The organism is Nocardioides sp., assembly GCF_030655615.1.
Classification (GTDB): domain Bacteria; phylum Actinomycetota; class Actinomycetes; order Propionibacteriales; family Nocardioidaceae; genus Nocardioides.
Genome location: NZ_JAURVJ010000218.1, coordinates 1 through 7,008, shown reverse-complemented (window position 1 = coordinate 7,008; position 7,008 = coordinate 1). Strand labels below are relative to the sequence as shown.

7 protein-coding genes are annotated in these 7,008 nt (G+C 72.4%); 3 read left to right on the top strand and 4 right to left on the bottom strand.

The genetic code is table 11. The features are described 5' to 3' along the window. A partial coding sequence (locus Q7T52_RS19270) for a tRNA-dihydrouridine synthase (protein ID WP_304805172.1) occupies window positions 1-569 on the top strand: 569 nt, incomplete at its 5' end. A gap of 33 nt (window positions 570-602) precedes the next feature. Here the strand turns inward: Q7T52_RS19270 and pruA are convergent. The 3 genes from pruA to Q7T52_RS19255 all read right to left on the bottom strand — a co-directional run bounded on the left by pruA (window position 603) and on the right by Q7T52_RS19255 (window position 4,184). After that, the gene (gene pruA / locus Q7T52_RS19265; protein ID WP_304805171.1) at window positions 603-2,231 is read right to left on the bottom strand and encodes an L-glutamate gamma-semialdehyde dehydrogenase; all 1,629 of its coding nucleotides are present in this window, start codon (window positions 2,229-2,231) and stop codon (window positions 603-605) included. 148 nt (window positions 2,232-2,379) lie between these two features. Then, the gene (locus Q7T52_RS19260) at window positions 2,380-2,718 is read right to left on the bottom strand and encodes a hypothetical protein (protein ID WP_304805170.1); all 339 of its coding nucleotides are present in this window, start codon (window positions 2,716-2,718) and stop codon (window positions 2,380-2,382) included. Continuing rightward, window positions 2,715-4,184, bottom strand: coding sequence for a wax ester/triacylglycerol synthase family O-acyltransferase (locus tag Q7T52_RS19255; RefSeq protein WP_304805169.1), 1,470 nt, complete (start codon window positions 4,182-4,184; stop codon window positions 2,715-2,717). Before Q7T52_RS19255 ends, Q7T52_RS19260 begins: the two co-directional genes overlap by 4 nt. Window positions 4,185-4,352: 168 nt before the next feature. On the opposite strand from Q7T52_RS19255, the gene Q7T52_RS19250 reads away from it, so the two are divergent. Both Q7T52_RS19250 and Q7T52_RS19245 read left to right on the top strand, forming a co-directional pair. Next, entirely contained in the window at window positions 4,353-4,709 is a 357-nt protein-coding gene (locus Q7T52_RS19250) for a hypothetical protein (protein WP_304805168.1), read from the top strand. After that, window positions 4,706-6,064, top strand: coding sequence for a hypothetical protein (locus Q7T52_RS19245; protein WP_304805167.1), 1,359 nt, complete (start codon window positions 4,706-4,708; stop codon window positions 6,062-6,064). The genes Q7T52_RS19250 and Q7T52_RS19245 overlap by 4 nt, the downstream gene beginning before the upstream one ends. Window positions 6,065-6,135: 71 nt before the next feature. Here the strand turns inward: Q7T52_RS19245 and Q7T52_RS19240 are convergent. Beyond that, the coding region (locus Q7T52_RS19240; RefSeq protein ID WP_370692346.1) for a CpaE family protein at window positions 6,136-7,008 on the bottom strand (873 nt) is incomplete at its 5' end.

The window sequence follows — 7,008 nt, the reverse complement described above, 5'->3', positions numbered from 1 at the left end:
TCCACGGCGCCAACGGCTACCTGATCCACCTGTTCCTCGCGCCCGGCTCCAACGAGCGCACCGACGAGTACGGCGGCTCCCCCGACGCCCGGGCGCGCTTCGGCCTCGAGGTCGTGCGGGCGGTGGTCGACGCGATCGGTGCCGACCGCGTCGGCATCCGGCTCTCCCCGGCCCACAACATCCAGGGCGCGACCGAGGACGACCCGGCCGACGTCGAGGCGACGTACACCGCCCTCGTCGAGGCCATCGCCCCGCTCGGCCTCGCCTACCTGAGCGTGCTGTCGGCCGAGCCCGGCAGCGACCTCGTGCGCCACCTCGGCAAGCTGTTCGGCGGCCCGCTGCTGCTCAACACCGGCTTCTCGTCGGTCACCACCCGCGAGGACGCCCAGAAGCTGCTCGACGAGCACGGGGCGGACGCCGTCGTCGTCGGTCGCGAGTTCCTGGCCAACCCCGACCTGCCGCTGCGGTGGCAGACCGGCGCCGAGCTCAACGAGCCGAACGAGGACACCTTCTACGGCGGCGGCGCCGAGGGCTACACCGACTACCCGTTCCTGGAGCAGCCGGCCTGACCCGCTCGCCTCGCCGGCCGAGCAGCCGTCGCCCTAGCCCTGGTGCGGGTGGCGGTGCTCGGTCGGGGGCACGAACGTCTCCTTGATGGAGCGCGGTGACGTCCAGCGCAACAGGTTGACGGCGGCACCGGCCTTGTCGTTGGTGCCCGACGCGCGGCCACCGCCGAACGGCTGCTGACCGACGACGGCGCCGGTCGGCTTGTCGTTGACGTAGAAGTTGCCGGCCGCGAAGCGGAGCGTCTCGCTGGCCCACGCGACGGCAGCGCGGTCCTGGCTGATCACGGCGCCGGTGAGGGCGTAGGACGACACGCCCTCGAGCTGCTGGACGACCTGCTCCCAGCGGTCGTCGTCATAGACGTGGACGGCGAGGATCGGGCCGAAGTACTCGGTCGTGAAGATCTCGTCGGTCGGGTTGGTCGCGGTGATGATCGTCGGCCGCACGAACCAGCCGACCGAGTCGTCGAGCTGGCCACCGGCGACGATCTCGACGCCCCGGGTGCGCTCGGCGCGCGCGATGGCCGCCCGGTGCTTGGCGAACGCACGGTCGTCGATCACCGCACCCATGAAGTGCGAGAGGTCGGTGACGTCGCCCATCGACAGGTTGTCGGTGTCCGAGATCAGCTGGTCCTTGATCTTGGCCCAGAGGCTCTTGGGCACGTAGGCACGCGAGGCCGCCGAGCACTTCTGGCCCTGGTACTCGAACGCGCCGCGGATCATCGCCACCCGCAGCACGTCGGGGTCGGCCGACGGGTGGGCGACGATGAAGTCCTTGCCCCCGGTCTCGCCGACGATCCGCGGGTAGGAGCGGTAGCCCCCGATGTTGCTGCCGATGGTCGACCACAGGTGCTGGAACGTCGGCGTCGACCCGGTGAAGTGGATGCCGGCGAGGTCGCGGTGGGCGAGCGTCACCTTCGAGACGTCGAGGCCGTCGCCTGGCAGCATGTTGATGACGCCGGGCGGCATGCCCGCCTCCTCGAGCAGCTCCATCGTCAGCGACGCGGCGAGCTGCTGGGTGGGGCTCGGCTTCCAGACGACGGTGTTGCCCATCAGCGCCGGCGCGGTCGGCAGGTTGCCGGCGATGGCGGTGAAGTTGAACGGCGTGATCGCGTAGACGAAGCCCTCGAGCGGCCGGTGGTCGGTGCGGTTCCAGATGCCGGGGCTGTTGGCGATCGGCTGGTCGGTGAGGATCTGCTTGGCGTAGTGGACGTTGAAGCGCCAGAAGTCGATGAGCTCGCAGGCCGCGTCGATCTCGGCCTGGAACGCCGTCTTGGACTGCCCCAGCATCGTGGCGGCGTTGAGTCGCTGGCGCCACGGCCCGGCCAGCAGGTCGGCGGCCTTGAGGATGATCGCGCACCGCTCGTCGAACGGCATCGCGCGCCAGTCGTGGGCGGCGTCGAGGCTCGCCCTGACCGCGGCCTCGGCGTCCTTGGTCGTCGAGTTCTTCAGCGTGCCCAGCACGTGCTGGTGGTCGTGCGGCTGAACGACGTGGATCTCCTCGCCCCCACCGTTGCGCTTGCGCCCGTTGATGTGGGCGCGGAACGTGTGCTGGCGCCGCTCGAGCCTGTCGATCTCCACGACCAGCGCCGCACGCTCGGGGCTGCCGGGCGCGTAGGTCAGGTTGGGCTCGTTGACGGGGACCGGTGGGGTGGTGATCGCGTCCATCTGACCGACCCTACTGAGGTACGACGTCCGCGCCGAGTCGGCGCAGAGTGCGAGTCAGACGGGCGCGAGTCGGCGCCGGCGCTCACTCTCAGCGCCGACTCACGCTGATCCCGTTCGCACTCTGCGCCGACTCGCGCTCGTGTGTGGGTCAGGAGAGGAGGTCGGGGACTTCCTGGGTGGCGTACCAGGCGAGGTCGTCGTCGGGGTCGGCGTCGGCGGGGCGGTCGGCGGTGTCGGCGTGGACGGCGACGACGCGCTTGAGCGGGACCGGGTGCTGGGGGTCGCCCACGTCGGCGACCACGACGACCCGGCGGCCGGGTCCGGCGAGGAGCGCCGTGGAGGCGTCGGCGGCGGTCATCAGGGCGGCGTACTCGGACTCCTCGTCGTCACCCTCGGCGACCACGACGTCGTCACCGGGCTCGAGCGAGCCGGCCGCCCAGGCCGCGCGCAGGCGGTCGAGCGTGGTGGGGAGGTAGATCCGCGTCACTCGTCGCCCTTGGCGCGCTTGGCCGTCCGGCCGACCTTGGACGCCGCCCGCTTGCGGCCACGGGGGGCGCGCTTGGCCGTGGTGGTGGCGAGGAGCTCGTCGAGGGCCTCGGACACGCAGGTGCCGAGCAGGTCGGCGTCGGGGAGGGCGTCGCGGTCGGCGGTCAGGCCGTAGAACACCTTGCCGTCGTAGGACGTGACGCCGATCGCCAGCGGGTGGCCCTCGTGCAGCGGCGGGACCGGGTAGGTGGCGATCATCCGGGCGCCGGCCGCATAGAGGGGCGACTGCGGACCGGGCACGTTGGTGACGCTGATGTGGTAGCCGCGGCGCAGCTCGTCGGAGGCGACCCGCGAGCCGATCGCGTGGAACGTCGTCGGGGCGAACCCGGCGATGCCGGCGAGCCGGTTGGCCGCGACGCTGCGGCCGGTCTCGGCGTGGGCCTGGAACGAGTAGGACACCTGGTGGAGCCGCACGAGCGGGCTGGCCTCGCTGATGGGCAGCTCGACGAAGTGGGCGGCGATCTGGCTGCCGAGCGAGGTGGCCTCGAGCTCGTCGTCGATCACCGACACCGGGACGACGGCGCGCAGCTGGCGCAGCCCGGCGAGCGACTCGGCCCGCGTCATCAGCCACGCGCGCAGCGCGCCGGTGAGGCAGGCCAGGATGACGTCGTTGACGGTGCCGCCGTGGACCTCGCGGATCTTGCGGTAGTCGGCGAGCCGGGTCTCGACCGTCACGACGCGGCGGTGCTGCGAGAGCGGTCCGATCACGGGGCCGGGACGCCGCGGGCGCCGTCCGGTGAGGGCCTGCGCCACCGCACGGGTACGGCGGTTGGCCCGGTCGGCCGTGCGCAGCGCCGAGCCGGCGGCCACGCTCACGGTCTCGACGATGGTGCCCGGCGAGGTCACGGAGTCGCGCACGGCCTCGGCCACGAGCCCGACCGACGAGGGGGCCGCGCGGGGCGCCCAGTCGTCGGGGTCGAGGGCGCGGGGCTCGGGCGAGCGGTCGAGCAGGAGCTGGCCGAGGTCGACGGTGTGGACGCCGTCGACGAGCGCCTGGTGGCTCTTGTAGAGCAGCGCGACCCGGTCGCCCTCGAGGCCCTCGACGACGTAGATCTCCCACAGCGGCCGGTTGCGGTCGAGGCGGCGCGACACGATCCGCGACACCAGCTCGCGGAGCTGGTCGTCGGTGCCCGGCCGGGGCAGGGCGGAGCGGCGTACGTGGTAGTCGAGGTCGAACTGCTCGTCGTCGACCCAGACCGGGTTGGCCAGACCGCCGGGCACGACGGCCAGCCGCTGGCGGTAGCGGGGCACGAACGAGATCCGGTCGGAGACGAGCGCGAGCAGCCGGTCGTGGTCGAAGCCCGACTCGCCCGGCTGGAAGATCTCGACGGTGGCGTTGTGTCGCGGCGCCGTGGTCGTCTCTGCCGTCAGGAAGGCCAGGTCGCGTGCCCGCAACCGCTCGCTCATGCCGTGAACCCCCCGTGCCCGTCGATCGGCGCTGCCCCATGGTGCGTGGCGACGGCATCGGGCAGGTCGCCGTCGGCCGTCTTGGTCCGTCGTGGGATTCTCGCAGAGGACGGTCGTCGTGACGGCATCCGTCCGACCTGTCGTCCACACCTGAAGAGGTCGCCCGAGATGCGCCGAGGCCTGAGCGCCGCCACCGTCCTGCTGTCCGTGCTCGCCCTCACCGCCGGCTGCGGTGACGACGGCGGCGGCAGCTCCGAGACCGAGACCATCCAGGTGACGGTCAAGGACGGCGAGGTGACCCCGGCCGGCGAGCGCATCGACGTCGACGTCAACCAGCCCGTCGACATCGTCGTCACCTCCGACGAGGCCGGAGAGCTCCACGTGCACTCCTCCCCCGAGACGACGAAGGAGTTCGCGGCGGGCGAGAACGACCCGATCGAGCTCCAGTTCGACCGTCCGGGCCTGGTCGACGTCGAGCTGCACGAGCCGTTCGAGGGACCGGTCGTCCAGCTGCAGGTGAAGTGACCGCCCTGACCGCGGCGCTGGCCGCGGATCAGGCCGGGGGCGACCTCTCCGCGCACGGCATCGGTGGCCAGCAGGACCTGCCGATCTCGCTCGGCCTGGCTGTTGCCGGCGCGGTCGCCGCGCTGGTCGTGTCGTTCACCGTCCTCGCGATCGCCTGGCGCAAGCCGCGCTACGACGCCGCGACGAACGGTCGTCCGGCCCCCGAGCTGGTCGCGCGCGTCGTCGACCACCCGGCGTTCGGCATCGCCCTGCGGGTCTTCGGCATGGTGCTGTTCCTCTACACCGCGGTGGTCGCGGTGTTCGGCGTCGACAAGGTCATCAACCCGTTCTTCGGGATCATCTACGTCTGGCTGTGGGTCGGCATCGTGCCGATGTCGTTGCTGTTCGGCCCGTTCTGGAAGGCCATCAGCCCGGTCCGCACGATCAACCTGCTCTTCGCCCGCCTCGCCGGCAGCAACCCCGACGAGGGGCTCTACGCCTACTCCGCGCGGGTCGGCTACTGGCCGGCCGCGTTCGGCCTGCTCGCCTTCGTCTGGCTCGAGCTCGTCTACCCCTACTCCACCGAGCTCAGCCCGGTGCGGCTGTGGTTCGCCGTCTACGTCGCCGCGATGCTCGTCGGGGGCGCACTGTTCGGCAGCACGTTCTACGAGCGGGCCGACCCCTTCGAGGTCTACTCGAGCCTCGTCGGCAAGGCCTCGATCTGGGCCCGCCGCGACGGCCGGCTCCTGGTGCGCAGCCCCCTGGCCAACCTGGCCTCCATCGAGCCCGTCGCCGGCCTGCTCGGCGTCGCGGGCGTGCTCTTCGGCAGCACCGGCTTCGACTCGTTCGGCGAGTCGCCGCCCTACGTGAAATTCCTGCAGGGCACCGACGTCAGCGGCTACCTGCTCAACAACATCACCCTGGTCGTCTTCTGCCTGGGCGCGATGGGGGTCTTCACCCTCGGCTGCGTGCTCACCGGCGTCGGACCCGACCAGCAGCGTCGCGACCTGCCCAACGCGTTCGCCCACTCGATCGTCCCGATCGTCATCGGCTACGTCTTCGCCCACTACCTCAGCTACTTCGTCGAGGTCGGCTCCCGCACGCTCGTGCTCGCCAGCGACCCCTTCAGCAACGGCTCCGACTACCTCGGCACCGGTGACATGCGCGACGTCACCTGGCTCGCCTACCACCCGACGCTGCTCGCGAGCATCAAGGTCGGCGCGGTCGTCCTCGGCCACGTCGTCGCCGCGATCGTCGCCCACGACCGGGCCCTGCGGCTGCTCCCCGCCCGCCACCAGCTCACCGGCCAGCTGCCGCTGCTCGCCGCGATGGTCGGCTTCACCAGCGGCGGACTCTTCCTGCTCTTCAGTTCCTGACCGGCCTCGGACGGCCGCGGCGTGCGCCATGTTGTCGGCTCCGAGCGGGTCGGGGCGCCTGAGGGTGATCGCTAGGCCGGTACGCCGGCCATCACCCCGGCCACCAGGCCCGCCACCGCCCGGGTCAGCGCGGACTCCCCCGACTCGACGAGGGTGCGGCCGGCCACCAGCGCGCGGTCGACCGTCGCCCGGTCGTCGGGCAGGAAGTGCAGCCCGGCCAGCCGCGCGAAGCCCGCGACCATGCTCGCCACCTCCTTCTCCGACCACCCGAGCGTCGGACGCATCCGGTTGACGACGACGTGCACCGGCGTCGGACCGACGATCTCGCGCAGGTCGACCAGACCGCGGGCCAGCCGCGAGAGCCCGACCGGGTCGGCCGCACCCACCACGACGACCTCGTCGGCGACCTCGAGGGCACCGAGGGTCAGCCGGTTGCGTCCACGGCCGCCGAGCTCACCGGCCGGGTCGCCCTCGAGGCTGAAGCCGGTGTCGACGACGACGTCGCCCTGGGCGCGGCCGAGCTCGAGGAGGTGCTCGACGGTGCCGGAGCGCACCTCGGTCCACCGGTCGGCGCGAGGCAGCCCGGTGACGACCGACAGCCGGCTGTCGAGGCCGCGCTGCACGGTGGCGAAGCGCTCCTCGAGCTGACCCGCGGTCGCGAGCCGCGCCGCGGAGAGCAGTCCCGAGACCTCGTCCATCACGCCCAGCTGCTGGCCGATCGTCCCGCCGTAGGGATCGGCGTCGACGAGGATCGTGCGGCCTCGGCGGCCCAGCTCGGCGGCCATGGCCGAGGCGACCGTGCTGCGTCCGGGCGCTCCCGCCGGACCCCACACGGCGACCACACGGCCCTCGTGGCCCCGCGCGTCGGACGGGTCGGCGGGCGACGGGGCGTCGTACGACGGGCGGGGCGGGGCGTCCGGCGGCGGGCCGAGCTCGGCGGCCAG

Coding starts and splice junctions, on each gene's coding strand:
- Q7T52_RS19255 (WP_304805169.1), bottom strand. CDS start 4,184: ATGAGCGAGCGGTTGCGGGCACGCGACCTGGCCTTCCTGACGGCAGAG.
- pruA (WP_304805171.1), bottom strand. CDS start 2,231: ATGGACGCGATCACCACCCCACCGGTCCCCGTCAACGAGCCCAACCTG.
- Q7T52_RS19250 (WP_304805168.1), top strand. CDS start 4,353: ATGCGCCGAGGCCTGAGCGCCGCCACCGTCCTGCTGTCCGTGCTCGCC.